Annotated in this window: 13 protein-coding genes and 2 rRNA genes; 3 read left to right on the forward strand and 12 right to left on the reverse strand. The window is 64.8% G+C overall.

Features of this window, described 5'->3' with window-relative positions; all coding sequences use genetic code 11:
- Positions 1–143: 143 nt before the first annotated feature.
- The 3 genes from AC3FMM_RS24975 to AC3FMM_RS24985 form a co-directional block, all read right to left on the reverse strand.
- A complete protein-coding gene (locus AC3FMM_RS24975; protein WP_116313128.1) occupies positions 144–806 on the reverse strand; it encodes a TetR/AcrR family transcriptional regulator in 663 nt (220 codons plus the stop codon).
- Positions 807–874: 68 nt separating this feature from the next.
- Entirely contained in the window at positions 875–2,008 is a 1,134-nt protein-coding gene (locus AC3FMM_RS24980; protein ID WP_473703852.1) for an aminopeptidase, read from the reverse strand.
- A complete protein-coding gene (locus AC3FMM_RS24985) occupies positions 2,005–4,104 on the reverse strand; it encodes a molybdopterin-containing oxidoreductase family protein (RefSeq protein ID WP_488687624.1) in 2,100 nt (699 codons plus the stop codon). Before AC3FMM_RS24985 ends, AC3FMM_RS24980 begins: the two co-directional genes overlap by 4 nt.
- A 288-nt stretch (positions 4,105–4,392) precedes the next feature.
- Here AC3FMM_RS24985 and AC3FMM_RS24990 point away from each other — a divergent pair, with 288 nt between their 5' ends.
- Positions 4,393–5,595, forward strand: coding sequence for an ABC transporter substrate-binding protein (locus AC3FMM_RS24990; protein WP_115681209.1), 1,203 nt, complete (start codon positions 4,393–4,395; stop codon positions 5,593–5,595).
- 92 nt (positions 5,596–5,687) lie between these two features.
- On the opposite strand, the gene AC3FMM_RS24995 is transcribed toward AC3FMM_RS24990, so the two are convergent.
- From AC3FMM_RS24995 to AC3FMM_RS25020, 6 genes are all read right to left on the reverse strand, one after another.
- Positions 5,688–6,749, reverse strand: coding sequence for an ABC transporter ATP-binding protein (locus tag AC3FMM_RS24995; RefSeq protein WP_115681210.1), 1,062 nt, complete (start codon positions 6,747–6,749; stop codon positions 5,688–5,690).
- The gene (locus tag AC3FMM_RS25000) at positions 6,746–7,744 is read right to left on the reverse strand and encodes an ABC transporter ATP-binding protein (RefSeq protein WP_018003713.1); all 999 of its coding nucleotides are present in this window, start codon (positions 7,742–7,744) and stop codon (positions 6,746–6,748) included. The genes AC3FMM_RS24995 and AC3FMM_RS25000 overlap by 4 nt, the downstream gene beginning before the upstream one ends.
- Positions 7,745–7,757: 13 nt before the next feature.
- Positions 7,758–8,690 carry an ABC transporter permease gene (locus AC3FMM_RS25005; RefSeq protein ID WP_115710936.1) on the reverse strand — a complete coding sequence of 311 codons (933 nt, stop codon included), beginning with the start codon at positions 8,688–8,690 and terminating at the stop codon, positions 7,758–7,760.
- Between the two features lie 3 nt (positions 8,691–8,693).
- Entirely contained in the window at positions 8,694–9,671 is a 978-nt protein-coding gene (locus AC3FMM_RS25010) for an ABC transporter permease (protein WP_012353976.1), read from the reverse strand.
- A gap of 115 nt (positions 9,672–9,786) precedes the next feature.
- Complete coding sequence (locus AC3FMM_RS25015; protein ID WP_116313130.1) at positions 9,787–11,373, reverse strand: ABC transporter substrate-binding protein; 1,587 nt, start codon at positions 11,371–11,373, stop codon at positions 9,787–9,789.
- A gap of 66 nt (positions 11,374–11,439) precedes the next feature.
- A complete protein-coding gene (locus AC3FMM_RS25020) occupies positions 11,440–11,640 on the reverse strand; it encodes a hypothetical protein (protein WP_147299319.1) in 201 nt (66 codons plus the stop codon).
- Positions 11,641–11,696: 56 nt separating this feature from the next.
- Here AC3FMM_RS25020 and AC3FMM_RS25025 point away from each other — a divergent pair, with 56 nt between their 5' ends.
- Entirely contained in the window at positions 11,697–12,890 is a 1,194-nt protein-coding gene (locus tag AC3FMM_RS25025) for a M20 aminoacylase family protein (protein WP_115710942.1), read from the forward strand.
- A gap of 87 nt (positions 12,891–12,977) precedes the next feature.
- Positions 12,978–14,003: a DUF2891 domain-containing protein gene (locus tag AC3FMM_RS25030; RefSeq protein ID WP_488687625.1), complete on the forward strand. Its 1,026-nt coding sequence runs from the start codon at positions 12,978–12,980 to the stop codon at positions 14,001–14,003.
- A 21-nt stretch (positions 14,004–14,024) separates the two neighbouring features.
- On the opposite strand, the gene AC3FMM_RS25035 is transcribed toward AC3FMM_RS25030, so the two are convergent.
- The 3 genes from AC3FMM_RS25035 to AC3FMM_RS25045 form a co-directional block, all read right to left on the reverse strand.
- On the reverse strand, positions 14,025–14,972 hold the full coding sequence (locus AC3FMM_RS25035; protein WP_115710946.1) for a DUF3047 domain-containing protein: 948 nt from the start codon (positions 14,970–14,972) through the stop codon (positions 14,025–14,027).
- Positions 14,973–15,266: 294 nt separating this feature from the next.
- Positions 15,267–15,383: ribosomal RNA gene (rrf, locus tag AC3FMM_RS25040) — 5S ribosomal RNA — on the reverse strand.
- A 115-nt stretch (positions 15,384–15,498) separates the two neighbouring features.
- Positions 15,499–18,483 (reverse strand): 23S ribosomal RNA (locus AC3FMM_RS25045).
- Positions 18,484–18,685: the final 202 nt, after the last annotated feature.

Genomic DNA, 18,685 nt, shown 5'->3' on the forward strand with positions numbered 1-18,685 from the left:
ATGCTAAACGTGCGTTCCGGTTAAAACAACAACTTAGACGAAGTCCTCAGGGTCGTCCGCCCATTCTTTGCGCCCATGGCGAGCATTATGCGCCACCGACCGGACATAGGCAGCGGGATAACCCCTAGGTGCCCGCGCCGCGCTCAACCGTCGCTGGGCAGCACCAGCTTCATCATGCTGGCGGCGAGTTCCCGCGCCAGGGTTTCGGGGTCGGTGCGCCCGGGTTCGTGCCAGGTGTAAAGGAACCCGACCACACTGCCGATCGAATGCGCGGTCACGCGTGCATCGCCAAAGGCGAACACGCCCTCGCGCTTGCCTTCGTCCAGCAGCGCATAGAGGTCGCGATAGAACTCGCGCGCCATGCTGTCGAGCCAGGACACGGTGTCCGGGCGCAGGTACTGCCGGTCGCGGAAGCTCAGCGTGGCCGGCACGTGGCAAGCGATGCAGCGCCGCGCCATCTCGAGCAGGCAGGCATGCAGCCGGGCCAGCACGGGTTGCGCCGGGTCCGCGGTCTCGCGGATCACGGGCAGGCAGGTCTGGGCCGACTCGCGGCACAGGATGTCGAAGATCTCGTACTTGTCGGTGAAGTAGTAATAGACCGCCGGCTTGGTCACGCCCAGCGCACGGCACAGGTCGTTCATGGTCATGCCGGGGTAGCCCTTGCTGTAGAACAGCTGCGCGGCGGTATCGAGGATCTGCCGGCGGCGCGCCTCCTGACGCTCGGCGATATGCGGGCGGGCCGGCTGGGGCTCCGGCGGCGCGCCCGACGGCGGCGCCAGCGGTTCGGATCTTGGAGCAATCGACATGACGGCATTCTCGCACGCGGCGCGGGGAGCGCAGCACCGTGGTTACCCGCCCAGGGAGCGCCTGCGGCCTAGTTGACGGCGGCCTTGCCGCCCGCGGTCAGCGTGTCGGTGCGGGTCGCCGGCGGCGCCAGCCGGCGCAATGCCGCCTCGCGCTCGCGGGCGGGCAGCGCGCCGATGCGGCGCGCCTCGTCGTAGAAGCGCTGCCAGTCGCCGTCGCAGCGCGCCAGCAGCGCGGTAAAGGCCGGCACCCATTGCTGGTAGGTCGCCACCGCGGCCAGGTGGGCGTTGGTCAGCGGCTGGTCGAACCAGCGGTCATAGCCGCTGTAGCCGCCCCACTCCACGCGCAGCCGCGCATAGCCGGCGCGCAGGTCGGCAAAGATCTTGGCCTTGCCCTCGCGCTTGGCGGCGTCGTCGAGCGGGGTCTGGTACAGCGCCACCAGCCGGTCGCGCGTGCCCAGCAGCAGCGCGCGGAACTGCTGGCGCCGGGCATCGTACTGGCGATAGCTGGTACGCGCGTCCTCCGACGCATCCTGGTCCAGCCAGCGTTCCACGCCGGCCGCTTCGACCGCGGTGGCGAAGGACTCGTTGAACGCGGTGTCGTTGCGCACGTACACTACCTGGTGCGCCAGTTCATGAAAGATCAGCCGCGCCAGCTCGCCCTCGGGCAGGTAGACGAAGGTGTTGAGCAGCGGGTCATCGAAATAGCCCAGCGTCGAATAGGCGGGGACGCCGGCCACATAGGTCTCGAGCCCGTCGCGGCGCAGGCCTTGCGCGTACTGCTCGGCGTCGGACTGGGCGTAGTAGCCGCGGTAGCTGATGCAGCCGACGATGGGGAAGCACCACTTGCGCAGTTCCATCGACAGCTCGGGCGTGGCGAACACGCTCCACACCACGTAGGGCCGGTGCAGGTTGGCGTAGCGGCGGTAGCTGCCGTTGTCGGGCAGCTTCAGCTCGCGCGAGGCGAAGTCGCGCATGCGGCCGGCCAGCGCCAGCCGCTGCGCCAGGCGCGCATCGTTGGCGTCGCGCGCGCTGGCGATGGCGTCGGTGAGCGGCTGCGCCTGGGCCATCACGCCGAGATGGCCGCCGATCGACTGCGCGTAGTAGCCGACCGCCTCGCATCCCGCCGTCACCACCACCAGGGCCGACAGCGCCGCCGCCCCCACGAGTGCCGCCCAGCCGCGGCGGCCGCGCGGCCGCGTCATGCCGCCTCGACCGCCCCTTGCGCGCAGGCTTCGACCTGCACCAGGCAGTCGTAGAACACCGGCGCGCGGCCCAGGTCGGTCAGGCGCTGGCTGGTCAGCTCATTGGCGTTCTTGCCGTCGGACGCAAGCTTCTTCCACCAGATCGACAGACCTACCACCAGGCCGCGCCGGGCGCGATCGGTGACGCGTGCGCGTGCCACCATGCTGCCGCGGTCATTGAAGGCGCGCACCAGCGCGCCGTGCACGATGCCGCGCTCGGCGGCGTCGGCGGGATGGATGTCCAGGTGCGGCTCGCCCTCGGTGGCGCGCAGGCTGTCGACGTTGACGAACGAGCTGTTGAGGAAATTGCGCGCCGGCGGCGAGATCATCGCCAGCGGATAGCGCGCCGCCAGTTCCGGCGCGGTCTGCGGCGCTTCGTATTGCGGCACGTAGTCGGGCAGCGGGTCGAAGCCGTCGCGCGCCATCGGCTCGGAATAAAACTGGCACTTGCCCGATGCCGTGGGGAAGCCGCCCTCGGCGAACGGCGCCGCCGGCAGCGCCAGCTTCTGCCAGCCCTGCGCTTTCAGCGAATCCCAGCTGATGCCGGCCGCGCGCGCATCGTCCGGCAGGATCGCCTGCGCGGCAATCGCCTCGTCGCTGTCGGCAAAGCAGTCCTCGGTAAAGCCCATGCGCTGCGCCAGCCGGCGGAAGATCTCGGTGTTGGGCAGGGCCTCGCCCAGCGGCGCGATGGCGGCGTTGTTGGCCAGGAAATAGGTATGGCCGTAGGCCTTATGTACGTCGGTGTGCTCGAGCTGCGTGGTCGCGGGCAGGATGATGTCGGCATAGTCGGCGGTATCGGTGCGGAAATGCTCCAGCACCACCGTGAACAGGTCCTCGCGCGCGAAGCCGGCCGCGACCTTGCCGGATTCCGGCGCCACCGCCACCGGGTTGCTGTTGTAGACCACCACCGCCTCGATGCGCGGCGCGCCCCCGGCCAGCAAGGCATCGCCGATGGTGCTCATGTTGACCAGGCGCGGCAGCTGCTGCGGCCATCCCGGCAGCAGGTCCGGGCGCTGCAGCGCGGCTTCGTTGATCGGGAAGAAGCCCGAGGTCGACAACTGCAGGCCACCCGCCGGATGGCGCCAAGCGCCCACCAGCGAGGGCAGGCACGCCACCGCGCGCACCGCCTGGCCGCCGCCGTGCACGCGCTGCATGCCGTAGTTCAGCCGGATCGCCACCGGCTGGCGCTCGCGCACCGCGAGCTGGCCGTAGAGCCCGGCCAGCCATTCGATGTCCTCGACCGGGATGCCGCAGATCTCGGCGGCGCGCGCCGGCGGATAGGCCTGCGCGCGCTCGCGCAGCGCCTCGAAGCCCACGGTGTGGCGTTCGATGTAGTCGTGGTCGAGCAGGTCGTCGCGGATCAGCACGTGCATCAGCGCCAGCGCCAGCGCGCCGTCGGTGCCGGGCATCGGGGCGATATGGCGGTGGCACTTCTCGGCGCTGAGCGAACGGTACGGGTCGATCGCCACCAGCGTGGCGCCGCGCCGCTTGGCCTCCTGCGCGCGGGTCCAGAAGTGCAGGTTGGAGGCAATCGGGTTGCCGCCCCAGATGATCACCAGCCTGGCATCGACCACGTGCTCCATGTCCATGCCCACGCTGGCGCCGTAGGTGTAGCGCAGTGCGGTGGCGCCGGCGCTGGCGCAGATGGTGCGGTCCAGCCGCGACGCGCCCAGCTTGTTGAAGAAGCGCGCCGCCATGCTCTCGCCCTGCACCAGCCCCATGGTGCCGGCATAGCTGTACGGCACGATCGCCTGCGGATCGCGTGCGGCGATCGCCTGCAGGCGCGTGGCGATGGTATCGAGCGCCTCATCCCACGAGATCGGCGCGAACTTGCCCTCGCCCTTCTGGCCGACGCGCTTCATCGGCGTCAGCAGGCGGTCCGGGTGGTAGGTGCGCTCGGTGTAGCGCGACACCTTGGTGCAGAGCACGCCTTGCGTGCCGGGATGGTCGGGATCGCCCGCTACCTTGACGGCGCGGCCGTCCTCGACGGTGACGAGCAAGGCACAAGTATCGGGGCAGTCATGCGGGCAGGCGGCGCGGACGATGCGGGAAGCCATGGGGTCTCCGGGCGGGGCTGTGTTGTTTTCGTTCGGTCGTACGGAACGGGAGATGCCGGCGCAGGCCGCGGATGGCAGCGCCTGCGTCGCGCCGGCCGGCGGCGCATTCCCCCGGGCGTGCGGGGCGACGGCGGGGAGTATCTCGTCCCGATTGTATTCGATTATGATGTGCCGGCGCGCTCGCGGCACAGACCGGGACGCGCACCATGCCGCACGATCCAGCAGCTCGCCGGCGCAGACCGGCCAACGCGGCGAACGGGTAACCGAACCATCATTCGCGGGGGGTTTATGTCTTTCCGATCCGGGGTCAACGGCCGGCTTGCCGGCCTGCTGGTGGCGTGCGCCATCGGCACCGGCGGCGCGTCCTGCGCCGCCTTGGCGGCGAACACCGCCACCACTGCTGCCACATCCGAGCAAGGCGTCACCGCCGACACCATCCTGCTGGGCCAGTCCGCCGCGCTGACGGGCCCGACCGCCGTTCTCGGCAAGCAGATGAACTCTGGCGCGCGGCTGTACTTCGACCACATCAACCAGCAGGGCGGCATCCACGGGCGCAAGATCCGGCTCGAGGCGCTGGACGACTATTACGAACCCGAACCAGCGGCCAAGAACACGAAGAAGCTGATCGAAGAGGATCGCGTCTTCGCCCTGTTCGGCTATGTCGGCACGCCCACCAGCCAGGCCGCGCTGCCGCTGGCGATCCAGGCCAGGGTGCCGTTCTTCGGTCCATACACCGGCGCGCAGTCGCTGCGCGAGCCGCGCAGCCGCTACGTGTTCCATGTGCGCGCCGGCTACAACGAGGAAACCGCGGCCATCGTGCGCCAGATCCAGACCACCGGGCTCAAGCGCGTGGCCGTGGTCTACAACGAGGATGCCTACGGCAAGGCCGGCCTGGACGGGCTGGAGCGCGCGCTCAAGGCCGCGCCCGACAGCGGCGTGCAGATCGTCGCGCGCGAGCCCGTGGTGCGCAACACCACGGAAATTGGCGACGCCATGCAGGGCTCGATGAAGGCAAAGCCCGACGCGGTGGTCATGATCAGCGCCTACCGCACCGCCGGCGCGTTCGTGAAGGAAGCGCTGCGCCGCGGCTACAACGGCCAGTTCTACAACGTATCCTTCGTCGGCACGCAGGCGCTGGCCAACGTGGTCGGCGCGCAGGGCAGCGGCGTGATCATCTCGCAGGTCATGCCGCACCCGGGCAACGCCACGCTGCCGATCGTGCGCGAATACCTGCGCCTGCTGCAGGCCGCGGGCAAGCCCAGCGAATTCGACTATGCCAGCATCGAGGGCTTCATCGCCGCCAAGACCTTCACCGAAGGCCTGCGCCGCGCGGGCAAGGACCTGACGCGCGAGAAGCTGGTGACCGCACTGGAATCGATGCGCAACTATGACCTGGGCGGCTTCATCGTCAACTTCACGCCCGAGAACCATGTCGGCTCGAAGTTCGTGGAGATGACGATCATCAATTCGAAGGGCCAGGTGATCCGCTGAGGCGCTCAGCGTGACCGCATGTTGTCTCCCCTCTCCCCCGCCCCTCTCCCATAAATGGGAGAGGGGAGCAAACCAACGCCGGTTGAAACGCCCTACTTCATGTCATTCAAATGGCATGCAGAGAACCGCAGCGGCGCAATCTCCTTGAGCAGCGGCTGCTCTTCGCGGCAACGCGGCATCGCGTGCGGGCAGCGCGGATGGAAATGGCAGCCGCTCGGCGGGTGCAGCGGCGACGGGATCTCGCCGCGGATCGCGACGTAGTTCTTGCGCGCCACCTCCAGCTTGGGCGCCTCCGCCAGCAGCGCCTGCGTATAGGGATGGTTGGGCGCGGCGAACACGTCTTCGGTCGGTGCGGATTCGACCACCCGTCCCAGGTACATGATCACCACCCGGTCGCTGATGTGCTTGACCACGCCCAGGTCGTGGCTGATGAACAGGTAGGTCAGGTTCAGTTCTTCACGCAGGCGCATGAACAGGTTCAGCACCTGCGCCTGGATCGACACGTCCAGCGCCGCCACCGATTCGTCGCAGACCAGGAACTCGGGCTTCACCGCGAGCGCGCGCGCGATGCCGATGCGCGCGCGCTGGCCACCGGAGAACTGGTGCGGAAAGCGGCGCAGCACGGTCGGGTCCATGCCCACGCGCACCAGCATGTCTTCGACATAGCCCTTTTGCGCGCCGCGTTCGACCATGCCGTGCACCACCGGCGCCTCGCCGACGATATCGAGCACGCGCAGCCGCGGGTTGAGCGAGGCGTACGGGTCCTGGAAGATCATCTGGATCGCCAGCTGCTTTTCACGGCGCTTGTCGGGCGGCAGGTGATCCAGGTTGGTGCCGCGCCACAGGCGCTCGCCTTCGGTCAGCGAGTGCAGTCCCACGGCCATGCGCCCGAGCGTGGACTTGCCGCAGCCGGATTCGCCCACCAGCCCCACCACCTCGCCGGCGCGGATGCTCAGGTCGACCCGGTCCACCGCGTGCACCACCTCTTCGCGCGCATGCGCGCCGAACAGGTTGGCGATGCGCGCCGCGGCATCGAGCGACTTGACGAAGCGCTTGGACACGCCGCGCAGTTCAAGGATCGGCGCAGCGGGCGTGGCGCCTTCTTGCCCGGCCGGTTCGGTCATCGGGCGGGATTGCAGTGCAGTGGCGTTCATGCCGCCTCCTGGTTGGCGAGCACCGGATGGAAGCAGCGCAGGCGGCGCCCGTCCGCGGCGGTTTCCAGCGGGGGTTCGGTCTTGCAGGCCGCGGTCGCATAGGGACAGCGCTCGCGGAACGAGCAGCCGCCCGGCAGGTTCAGCAGCGAAGGCGTCATGCCCGGGATCTGCCGCAGCGGCGCGCCGCGCGGATTGCGCGACGGCGCCGAACTGATCAGCCCGTGCGTGTAGGGATGTTCGGGGTGCTCCAGTACCTGGCGCACGTCGCCGGCCTCGACGATCTTGCCGGCATACATCACGCATACCGAATCGGCCAGTCCCGCCACCACCGACAGATCGTGCGTGATCCAGATCAGCGCAGTGCCGGACTCGCGGCACAGGGTCTGCATCTCGTACAGGATCTGGCCCTGGATGGTGACGTCGAGCGCCGTGGTCGGTTCGTCGGCAATGATCAGGTCGGGCTTGTTCAGCAGCGCCGTGGCAATCGCCACGCGCTGGCGCATGCCGCCCGAGAACTGGTGCGGATAGGCCTGCAGGCGCTCGTCCGGCGACGGAATGCCGACCCGTGCCAGCGCATTGCGCGCGCGCTCGCGCGCCACCGCCTTGCTCACGTTCTCATGTGCCAGCACCGCCTCGATCATCTGCGTGTCGATGCGCAGCACCGGGTTGAGCGTCATCATCGGATCCTGGAAGATCATCGCGATGCGGTTGCCGCGCACGTCGCGCTGCTGCGCCGGCGTGAGCGCGCGCAGGTCGCGCGTGACGCCGTCGCGGCTGGTCAGCGCGATGCGCCCGTCGACGATCTTCCCCGGCGGGTCGATCAGGCCCATGATCGAATAGCCGGTCATGGACTTGCCCGAGCCGGACTCGCCGACCAGCCCCATGATCTCGCCGCGGCCCACGGTGAAGGACACGTCGTCGACGGCCCGGGCGATGCCGCCGCGCGTATAGAAATGCGTTTTCAGGTGTTCGACCACCAGTGTCGGTTGTGCCATGTTGCGCTCCCGGTTATTGCGTCTGCAGGCGCGGGTTCAGCACATCGCGCAGCTGGTCGGCGACCAGGTTCATCGCCACGATGGTGACCACCAGCGCGATGCCCGGGAAAAAACTGATCCAGTACTTGCCCGACAGCATGTACTGCTGGCCGTTCGAGATCAGCGAACCGAGCGACGGCTCGGTGATCGGCACCCCCAGCCCGAGGAAGGACAACGTGGCCTCCAGCGTGATCGCCGAGGCCACCTGCAGCGCCGCGATCACGATCAGCGGCGGCAGGCAGTTGGGCAGCAGGTGGCGGAACATGATGCGCGCGGGCGGCAGGCCCAGGCAGGTGGCGGCTTCGATGTACTCCTTGCGCCGTTCGACCAGCGCGGCGCTGCGCGTGGTGCGCGCATAGTAGGCCCACTGCACCGCGACCAGCGCGATCACGATATTGCCCAGCCCCGGGCGCAGGAAGGCCAGCAGGATCAGCGCCAGCAGGATCGGCGGGAACGACAGCTGCAGGTCCGCCACGCGCATGATGAAGGCTTCGGTGCGCCCGCCCAGGAAGCCGGCCAGCAGGCCGAGCGTGGCACCCAGCAGCAGCGCGATCAGGGTGCTGACCACGCCCACGCCGATGCTGATGCGCAGCCCGTACATCACCGCCGACAGGATGTCGCGGCCCTGCTCGTCCGAGCCCAGCAGGAAGGTCATGCCGCTGCCAGCCTGCTCGCCCGGCGCCAGGCGCGCGTCGAGCACGTCCAGCGTGGCCAGGTCATACGGGTTCTGCGGCGCCAGCCACGGCGCGAAGATGGCGATCAGGATGATGATCACCAGCGTGGCCAGCCCGGCCACGGCAATCTTGCTGGCGAAGAACTCGGCGGCAAAGCGCCGCCACGGGGATTGCTCGCGCGCCGCGGCGGGCGGCGGCGTCTTGTCTTCGGGTTCGACAGTGACGGCGGTCATGGCTCAGCCCTTGTTGTCGGCAATGCGCACGCGCGGATCGAGCATGCTGTAGATGATGTCCACCACCAGGTTGATCAGGATGAACAGCGTCACGATCACCATCAGGTAGGCGACGATCACCGGCCGGTCCAGCAGCTGGATCGAGTCGATGATGAGCTTGCCCATGCCGGGCCAGGCGAAGATGGTCTCGGTCACGATCGCAAAGGCGATGATCGAGCCGAACTGCAGCGCGATCACGGTGACGATGGGGATCAGGATGTTCTTCAGCACGTGCACGCCGACGATGCGGGTATTGGACAAGCCCTTGGCGCGCGCGAACTTGACGTAGTCCTGCAGCATCGCCTCCTGCGTGCCGGCGCGCGTGAGCCGGATCACCATGGCGATGTTGAGCAACGACAGCGTCACGGCGGGCAGGATCAGGTGGCGGATCCCGTCCGCGGTCAGGAAGCTGAGCGGGATGCCCAGCACGCGCACGGTCTCGCCGCGGCCGTTGGACGGCAGCCAGCCCAGCTGCACCGCGAACACCATGATCAGCATCAGCCCGACCCAGAAGGTAGGCAGCGAAAAGCCGAGGATCGACACCGTCATGATCGACTTGCCGGCAATGCCCTTGGGCCGCAGCCCGGCCCACAGGCCCAGCGGGATGCCCAGCACGATCGCCAGCAGGATCGCGCAGACCGCCAGCTCCATGGTCGCCGGCATGCGCTCGAAGATCAGCTTGAGCGCCGGCGTGCCATGCGCGAACGACGTGCCCAGGTTGCCTTGCAGCGCGTTCTGCAGGAACACCCAGTACTGCTCCCACAGCGGCTTGTCCAGGCCCAGCGCCGCGATGGTGCGCTTGATGTCCTCCTGGTCGGCCTGCGGGTTGATCAGGATGTCGACGGGATTGCCGATGGCAAAGACGCCGAGGAAAACCAGCAGCGACATGACGAAGAGCACGACCACGCTCTGCATCAGGCGCCGGATGATAAAGACCAGCATATTCAGACCACTATCCTTTCGCGCGGGAATGCGCACGCCGCCCGGGAGCGCGTGGCGCTTCCAGGCGGCGCGGCAGCCATGCGCGGCACCGCGAATTCAGCAGCAGGCAGCCTGCTTACTGGGGCTTGAAATTATGCGCGTACGTGCGCTCGTCGGTGCGCGGCACGTAGACGATGCCCTTCTGCGTGGCCCAGGTGGTGACCTGCTGGTGGATCGGGATGATACCGCCATCGTTGATCGCGATCGCGGTGGCTTCCTGCAGCAGCTTGGAGCGCTCGGTGTCGTCCACCGTCGACAGCGCCTTTTCCAGCACCACGTCCATCTTCGGGTTGCAGTACTCGCCCCAGTTGGTGGTGCCGAAGCCCTTCTTGCTGTCTTCGCACGCCAGCAGCGCGCGCAGCGGCGAGCTGACCTCGCCGGTCTGCGCGCCCCAGCCGAGCAGGCCGAACGACCACTCGTGCTTGATGCCCTTGGACGAGTACGTTGCCATCGGCATGCCCTCGACCTTGGTCGCGATGCCGATGCGGGTCAGGTTCTGCGCGATGGTCTGGGCAATCTTCTCGTCGTTGACGTAGCGGTTGTTGGGCGTGTGCAGCGTCACGCCGAAGCCGTTGGGGAAGCCCGCCTCGGCCAGCAGCTTCTTCGCGCCCTCGGGGTCGTACTTGACCGTCTTCAGGTTGGGGTTGTAGCCGAACAGCGTGGGCGGCACCAGGTTGTTGGTAGGCTCGGACAGGCCTTCCATCAGCCGGTCCTTGATGCCCTGCCGGTTGATCGCCATGCTGATGGCGTTGCGCACGCGCGTGTCCTTCAGCGGGTTCTTGTCCAGTGGCGCGCCTTCCTTGGTGGTGACGTAAGGCGACTTGTCGCGCTTGGCATCGAAGTACAGGTAGATCACGCGGTGCGAGATCTTGGAGAAGAACGCCAGCTTGGGATCCTTGCGCACCTTGGGCAGGTCGGGCGTGGGCACGTTCTCGATGGCCTGCACATCGCCCGACAGCAGCGCCGCCAGGCGCGTCGCCGGGTTGGGGATGAAGCGCAGCGTGACCTTGTCCCAGGCCGGCTTGTTGCCCCAGTAATCGTTGTTGCGCACCAGCTCGACCCGGTCGTCGCGCGCATAGCTGACGAACTTGAACGGGCCGGTGCCGACCATGCCCTTGCCCTGCGCGAAGTCATCCGAGCCCAGGCCCTGCGTGGCCTTCTTCTGCACGATGAAGATCGAGGTCAGGTCGTTCAGCATCAGCGGATACGGCTGGGCGGTGGTGAGCTGGATGGTGTGCTTGTCGATGATCTTCTTGTTGACGATCGCCTTGGTGTAGACGTCGAACTTGCCCGGGCTGTTCTGGATCGTGGCGGGGCGGTCGAGCGACCAGATCACGTCCTCGGCGGTCAGTTCGGAGCCGTCGTGGAACTTCACGCCCTTGCGGATCTTGAATTCCCACGTGAGGTTGTTGACCAGCTTCCACGACTCGGCCAGGCCCGGGATGATGCGGCTGTCCGGGTCCATCTTGGTCAGCGAGTCGAAGATATGCTCGGAAACATTGATGTTGGAGAACAGGTTGTAGAAGTGCGGATCCATCGAGGTCGGCGGCGAACTCATGGCCAGTTTGAGGTCCGCGGCCTGGGCGGTACCGGCCAGCGCGAGGCCAAGGGCCCCCGCCACCGCCACCGCGCCAATTGCCTTCTTGAAAGTGCGAAGGGACATCGCGCAATTCTCCCTGTAGGAAGTGAAGCAGACGTTTTAGGATCGGCAATGCGCGCGCGCAGCGGGTCACGAGCGGCGCTGCTTTTTGGTGCGATGGGGCATCACAAAGCGACGGTATTGCCGGCCGGGCACTTCAAGCATGAACTGTTCCAGCAGTGCACATGCCACGGCAATGCGGGGAAACCCACCCGCGCCGGCATATTGCACTGCGCCAAGGCGACGATCGCGCAGCAAATCGTCGCGTTTTGGCGCTTTCGCGACAGGCATCGTATGATCCGGGTATCCAATTGCTAACGCCTTCGACTCCAAGGCCGCCCGGCATCATGAAGCTGATCCCCGAAATCCTGCAGGCACAAGCCGAAATCCGCGCGATCCGGCGCGACATCCACGCCCATCCTGAACTCTGCTTCGAAGAGCAGCGCACCGCGGACGTAGTCGCGCGCAACCTGGAAGCGTGGGGCATCGAAGTCCACCGCGGGTTGGGCACCACCGGCCTGGTCGGTGTGATTCGCAATGGCAGCAGCACGGGCACCATCGGCCTGCGCGCCGACATGGACGCATTGCCGCTGCAGGAAGCCAATACCTTCGACCACCGCTCGCAGCACACCGGCAAGATGCACGCGTGCGGCCATGACGGCCACACCGCCATGCTGCTGGGTGCGGCGCGCTACCTGGCACAGCACAAGCCCTTCGACGGCACCGTGCACCTGATCTTCCAGCCGGCCGAAGAAGGCGGCGGCGGCGCGCGCGAGATGATCAAGGACGGCCTGTTCGAGCGCTTTCCGTGCGACGCGGTGTTCGGCGTGCACAACTGGCCGGGCATGCCGACGGGTGCCTTCGGCACGCGCGCGGGCCCGCTGATGGCCTCGAGCAACGAGTTCCGCATCGTCGTGCGCGGCAAGGGCGCGCATGCGGCCATGCCCAACAACGGCAACGACCCGGTGTTCACCGCGGCGCAGATCGTGTCTGCGCTGCAAGGCATCATCACGCGCAACAAGCGCCCGATCGATACCGCGGTGATCTCGGTCACGCAGTTCCATGCCGGCGATGCCACCAACATCGTGCCGGACCAGGCCTGGATCGGCGGTACCGTGCGTACCTTCACGGTGCCGGTGCTCGACCTGATCGAGCGGCGCATGGAAGAGGTGGCGCGCGCGGTGGCGGCCGCATTCGACTGCACCATCGAATACGAATTCCACCGCAACTATCCGCCCACCATCAACAGCGAGGCCGAGACCGGCTTTGCCGCCGCGGTCGCCGCCGAGCTGGTCGGCGCGGACAACGTCGACAGCAACGTCGAGCCCACCATGGGCGCCGAGGATTTCTCGTTCATGCTGCAGCACAAGCCCGGTTGCTATCTGTTCCTGGGCAATGGCGACGGCGGCCATCGCGATGCCGGCCATGGCATCGGGCCTTGCATGCTGCACAACCCCAGCTACGATTTCAACGACGAACTGCTGCCGGTCGGCTCGACCTTCTTCGTGCGGCTGGTGGAGAAGTGGCTCGCACCTGCCTGATGGCAGGTAGTTGATGGCATAGACCAGAGCGTGCCCGAGCACGCCTGCCTGAGCAGGGCAATACGATCACAAAGGGGAGCTTCGGCGATGGGGCGTTCGGCGCTGGATCGCGAGACCGCGCGCAGCTTTGCGCGCGTGGCGCTGGAGAATATCCTGCGCCGTTATCCGTACAAGCTGGACCACATGATGGCGGGCGCCGGCGATCTCGCCGGGCCGGCCGCCTGGCATCCGGTGTTTTGCGGCAGCTACGACTGGCACTCCAGCGTGCATATGCACTGGCTGCTGGTGCGGTTGCTGGCACTGCATCCGGACCTCGAGGAAGGGCCGCGCATCCGCGCCATGCTGGACGCCCAGTTGCGTCCGGACGCGATGGCCGCCGAACTCGCGTATTTCCGCCGGCCCGACTCAAGCACCTTCGAGCGTCCCTACGGCTGGGGCTGGATGCTGAAGTTGCAGGCCGAGCTGCTGGCGCTGGCACGGCACGACCCGCATGCCACGGGCTGGGCCGAGGCCTGCGCGCCGCTGGCCTCGCACTTATCGCAGCAATTGGCGGATTTCCTCGATGCGGCAGCGTTTCCGGTGCGCACCGGGACCCACTACAACAGCGCCTTCGCGCTGGTCATGGCGCTTTCCTATGCGCGCGCGCATCAGGATCTGGCCTTGCGGCGCGCCATCGTACGGCGCGCCCACCGCTGGTTCGGCCACGACCAGAAGTATCCGGCCCGCTACGAGCCCGGCGGTGACGAGTTCCTGTCCGGCGGACTGACCGAAGCCGTGCTGATGCACGCCGTGATGGACGGCTGCGCGTTTTCGGAATGGTGGGAGTTGTTCGTGCCGGGCCAGGCCGAACTGGCCAACTGGCTGACACCGGTCACGGTGACCAACCGCGGCGACCCCAAGGCCGCACACCTGGACGGCCTGAACCTGTCGCGTGCGTGGTGCTGGCGCATGCTGGAACCCGCCCTGCCCGATCCGCTGCGGCCGCTGGCAATCCGCGCGTGGTCTGACCATATCGAGGCGTCGCTGCCCCAGGCGGTGGAGGGCGAGTATGTGTCCACGCACTGGCTGGCCTCGTTCGCGGTGCTCGCGCTGGCCGAGCCGATCGGCGGCTGAGGGCGCCGCCGGCGCGGCAACCTAATCCAGCGCGATGTCGCCGTACCAGGCTTCGGCCTTGCTCTTGGTATTGTCGGTATCGGTCATGATGCCGACCGCGATGACGCGGCCGGGGTCGGTCCCGAACGCCTTGCGGTAGTCGGCGCGCAGATCGCGCTCGTGGCAACGCCACTCATTGGCGTGCTTCATGCCGCTATCCACTACGATCATGCGCACGCGATCGGTATGCGGGTTTTTCACCACCGCGCCTTCCGCGCGCTGCCCGCCCCAGATATACATCAGCGTCGCGTACGGCATCTCGCGCCCGGTGGTCAGCCGCGCCATCTCGTACATCAGCTGGTCCTTGAGCGGCAGCGCGCCCTTGTCGCCGTCGAACGCGACAAAAAGGCGCAGCGGCGAATCCTCGCGCGGGCCATGGCTGTTGTCGGCGTTGCGGATGATGCCGCTGGTCTTCCAGGTCCAGCGCAGCATGCCGGCGTCGCGCTCGCGCAGCGGCACATAGAGGCCGGAGGCCGAACTGTCGGCCTTGGCGTGCACCACGACACGCTGGTCGACCTCGGCCATCGAGTAAGTGGTGGGAATCTTGTTGCGGTTGATGGTCCACGGCTGCCAGCCAACGGGCAGCCGGTTGCCGCGTGGGGAAACCGAAAACAACGGCAGCGTGGCGAGGGTGGCCGGCGAGGCGTCGGCGGGTTCGCCATCGTCCCCTGCTTCCGCATCGGCCGCCAGCGGGTTGGCGGCGGCCAGGGCATCGGGTTCAATGACCGCGGTCTCGGCCTGCGCGGCGGCGTGGGCGGCCATGCGCTCGGTGAAGGCCTGGCAATCAATGGCGGAGCCCGAGGCAATCGGGGCGGCGGGAGCCGAGCCGCCTTGCGGTGGGGAAGATTGAGGGGAAGTGGAAGCGCACCCTGCCAGCAGCAGCGCGCCGGCGGCGCCAGTCAAAACCAGCCGGAACCTCTTGGCCGTCATGTAACCCCTCGAAACCCGAAATCGCGGACCCGCTCTGTCGGCATCGGCCCGCTCTATTGCTCACTGCTTGCTGCAAACGCGTGTTGCAACCGCCTTCGTGCCACCCGTTGGCACTTGAGGGTCGAACATAGCAGAAGGCGGACCGGGCAGGAATGCGCCACGACCCGCAATGCAGCATGAAAACAACGGGGATCCGCGTGCCGGCGTTAGGGCAATAGCGAGCGCAGCATTTCCGCCGCGCCAAAGCAAAAACCCCTCGCAGCACACGCTGTCGAGGGGTTTTGCACAATAAGAGCCTGGCGATGACCTACTTTCACACGGGAATCCGCACTATCATCGGCGCGGAGCTGTTTCACGGTCCTGTTCGGGATGGGAAGGGGTGGTTCGTTCCAGCTCGCTATGGTCACCAGGCATGAGGGGTTGTGGCGCTGTCGGGTTGGGACAGCGTCACGAATTGGGATGTAGTTGGGGTTGTGCGTATCTGGCACAAAGGCAATTGCCTCACCAGGTGAAACACACTGGTTATAGGATCAAGCCTTACGGGCAATTAGTACTGGTTAGCTTAACGCATTACTGCGCTTCCACACCCAGCCTATCAACGTCCTGGTCTCGAACGACCCTTCAAGGAGGTCAAGCCTCCAGGGAATCCTCATCTTCAGGCGAGTTTCCCGCTTAGATGCTTTCAGCGGTTATCTCTTCCGTACATAGCTACCCTGCGATGCCTCTGGCGAGACAACAGGTACACCAGCGGTACGTCCACTCCGGTCCTCTCGTACTAGGAGCAGCCCCCGTCAAGATTCCAACGCCCACGGCAGATAGGGACCAAACTGTCTCACGACGTTTTAAACCCAGCTCACGTACCTCTTTAAATGGCGAACAGCCATACCCTTGGGACCGGCTACAGCCCCAGGATGAGATGAGCCGACATCGAGGTGCCAAACACCGCCGTCGATATGAACTCTTGGGCGGTATCAGCCTGTTATCCCCAGAGTACCTTTTATCCGTTGAGCGATGGCCCTTCCATTCAGAACCACCGGATCACTATGTCCTGCTTTCGCACCTGCTCGACTTGTCGGTCTCGCAGTTAAGCACGCTTTTGCCATTGCACTTTAGGTACGATGTCCGACCGTACCAAGCGTACCTTCGAACTCCTCCGTTACACTTTGGGAGGAGACCGCCCCAGTCAAACTGCCTACCATGCACTGTCCCCGACCCGGATTCACGGGCCAAGGTTAGAACCTCAAACAAACCAGGGTGGTATTTCAAGGACGGCTCCACGTGAACTAGCGTCCACGCTTCAAAGCCTCCCACCTATCCTACACAGATCGGTTCAAAGTCCAATGCAAAGCTACAGTAAAGGTTCATGGGGTCTTTCCGTCTAGCCGCGGGGAGATTGCATCATCACAAACACTTCAACTTCGCTGAGTCTCGGGAGGAGACAGTGTGGCCATCGTTACGCCATTCGTGCAGGTCGGAACTTACCCGACAAGGAATTTCGCTACCTTAGGACCGTTATAGTTACGGCCGCCGTTTACCGGGACTTCAATCAAGAGCTTGCACCCCATCATTTAATCTTCCGGCACCGGGCAGGCGTCACACCCTATACGTCCACTTTCGTGTTTGCAGAGTGCTGTGTTTTTATTAAACAGTCGCAGCCACCATTTTATTGCAACCCCTTCACCCTTCTGGCGCAGGCCAGTCAAGCTACCAGGGCGTACCTTATCCCGAAGTTACGGTACCAATTTGCCGAGTTCCTTCTCCCGAGTTCTCTCAAGCGCCTTAGAATACTCATCTCGCCCACCTGTGTCGGTTTGCGGTACGGTCTCGTATGACTGAAGCTTAGAGGCTTTTCTTGGAACCACTTCCAATTGCTTCGCAGCACTAGGCCGCTCGCCCCACATCCTTGAATCCTGCGCCCGGATTTGCCTGAGCGCCTTCTCCAATGCAGGGACCGGGACTTCCAACACCCGGACAACCTTCCGCGATCCGTCCCCCCATCGCATCATACGACGGTGCAGGAATATTAACCTGCTTCCCATCAGCTACGCATCTCTGCCTCGCCTTAGGGGCCGACTCACCCTACGCCGATGAACGTTGCGTAGGAAACCTTGGGCTTACGGCGAGGGGGCCTTTCACCCCCTTTATCGCTACTCATGTCAGCATTCGCACTTCTGATACCTCCAGCATCCTTTACAAGACACCTTCACAGGCTTACAGAACGCTCTCCTACCACGCACTTGCGTGCGTCCGCAGCTTCGGTATATAGCTTAGCCCCGTTACATCTTCCGCGCAGGACGACTCGATCAGTGAGCTATTACGCTTTCTTTAAAGGGTGGCTGCTTCTAAGCCAACCTCCTGACTGTTTTAGCCTTCCCACTTCGTTTCCCACTTAGCTATATTTGGGGACCTTAGCTGGCGGTCTGGGTTGTTTCCCTCTTGACACCGGACGTTAGCACCCGATGTCTGTCTCCCGTGATTGCACTCTTCGGTATTCGGAGTTTGCTATGGCGGGGTAATCAGCAATAGACCCCCCAACCATGACAGTGCTCTACCCCCGAAGGTGAGACACGAGGCACTACCTAAATAGTTTTCGGAGAGAACCAGCTATTTCCAGATTTGTTTAGCCTTTCACCCCTATCCACAGCTCATCCCCTAACTTTTCAACGTTAGTGGGTTCGGTCCTCCAGTACGTGTTACCGCACCTTCAACCTGGCCATGGATAGATCATCTGGTTTCGGGTCTACACCCAGCGACTCAACGCCCTGTTCGGACTCGCTTTCGCTACGCCTTCCCTAAACGGTTAAGCTTGCCACTGAATGTAAGTCGCTGACCCATTATACAAAAGGTACGCCGTCACCCCGCTTTAAGCGCTCTCGCGCTTAAACCGCTTTGCGCGCCAGTGGTGCTATTTCACACTGGAGTCTTTTGACGATTTTTACTGTCGTAAAAATCGCCGAAAGCGCTTAAAGCGGGGCTCCGACTGTTTGTATGCATGCGGTTTCAGGATCTATTTCACTCCCCTCCCGGGGTTCTTTTCGCCTTTCCCTCACGGTACTGGTTCACTATCGGTCGATCACGAGTATTTAGCCTTGGAGGATGGTCCCCCCATCTTCAGACAGGATTTCACGTGTCCCGCCCTACTTGTCGTACACCTAGTTCCACAATCGTGTTTTCGCATACAGGGCTATCACCTGCTATGGCCGGGCTTTCCATCCCGTTCTGCTAACACCACTGCTAAAGAGTACAAGGCTCTTCCCATTTCGTTCGCCACTACTTTGGGAATCTCGGTTGATTTCTGTTCCTGCAGCTACTTAGATGTTTCAGTTCGCCGCGTTCGCTTCCCACACCTATGAATTCAGTGTGGGATGACCCATACGGGCCGGGTTTCCCCATTCGGACATCTCCGGATCAAAGCTTGTTTGCCAGCTCCCCGAAGCTTTTCGCAGGCTACCGCGTCCTTCATCGCCTGTGATCGCCAAGGCATCCACCACATGCACTTGTTCGCTTGACCCTATAACAAGTGTGTCTCGAAGACACGCTCACTACAGGTTGAGTTCTCGCATTTGTGCCGTATTCCAAGTCATCTTTCGATCACTTTAAAATACATTTTGGTTGATACAATCACAACCCGGTATCGCGTTTAACTACTGTGCTTCTCATCAAAGCACCGCGACACCTTTACTACATCCCATATTGTTAAAGAACAGCCGATC

It is taken from the genome of Cupriavidus sp. 207A1 (assembly GCF_057798955.1).

Excerpts from the sequence above, each read along its gene's own strand:
- AC3FMM_RS24975 (WP_116313128.1), bottom strand. The coding sequence starts at position 806 with ATGTCGATTGCTCCAAGATCCGAACCGCTGGCGCCGCCGTCGGGCGCG.
- AC3FMM_RS24980 (WP_473703852.1), bottom strand. The coding sequence starts at position 2,008 with ATGACGCGGCCGCGCGGCCGCCGCGGCTGGGCGGCACTCGTGGGGGCG.
- AC3FMM_RS24985 (WP_488687624.1), bottom strand. The coding sequence starts at position 4,104 with ATGGCTTCCCGCATCGTCCGCGCCGCCTGCCCGCATGACTGCCCCGAT.
- AC3FMM_RS24990 (WP_115681209.1), top strand. The coding sequence starts at position 4,393 with ATGTCTTTCCGATCCGGGGTCAACGGCCGGCTTGCCGGCCTGCTGGTG.
- AC3FMM_RS24995 (WP_115681210.1), bottom strand. The coding sequence starts at position 6,749 with ATGAACGCCACTGCACTGCAATCCCGCCCGATGACCGAACCGGCCGGG.
- AC3FMM_RS25000 (WP_018003713.1), bottom strand. The coding sequence starts at position 7,744 with ATGGCACAACCGACACTGGTGGTCGAACACCTGAAAACGCATTTCTAT.
- AC3FMM_RS25005 (WP_115710936.1), bottom strand. The coding sequence starts at position 8,690 with ATGACCGCCGTCACTGTCGAACCCGAAGACAAGACGCCGCCGCCCGCC.
- AC3FMM_RS25010 (WP_012353976.1), bottom strand. The coding sequence starts at position 9,671 with ATGCTGGTCTTTATCATCCGGCGCCTGATGCAGAGCGTGGTCGTGCTC.
- AC3FMM_RS25015 (WP_116313130.1), bottom strand. The coding sequence starts at position 11,373 with ATGTCCCTTCGCACTTTCAAGAAGGCAATTGGCGCGGTGGCGGTGGCG.
- AC3FMM_RS25020 (WP_147299319.1), bottom strand. The coding sequence starts at position 11,640 with ATGCCTGTCGCGAAAGCGCCAAAACGCGACGATTTGCTGCGCGATCGT.
- AC3FMM_RS25025 (WP_115710942.1), top strand. The coding sequence starts at position 11,697 with ATGAAGCTGATCCCCGAAATCCTGCAGGCACAAGCCGAAATCCGCGCG.
- AC3FMM_RS25030 (WP_488687625.1), top strand. The coding sequence starts at position 12,978 with ATGGGGCGTTCGGCGCTGGATCGCGAGACCGCGCGCAGCTTTGCGCGC.
- AC3FMM_RS25035 (WP_115710946.1), bottom strand. The coding sequence starts at position 14,972 with ATGACGGCCAAGAGGTTCCGGCTGGTTTTGACTGGCGCCGCCGGCGCG.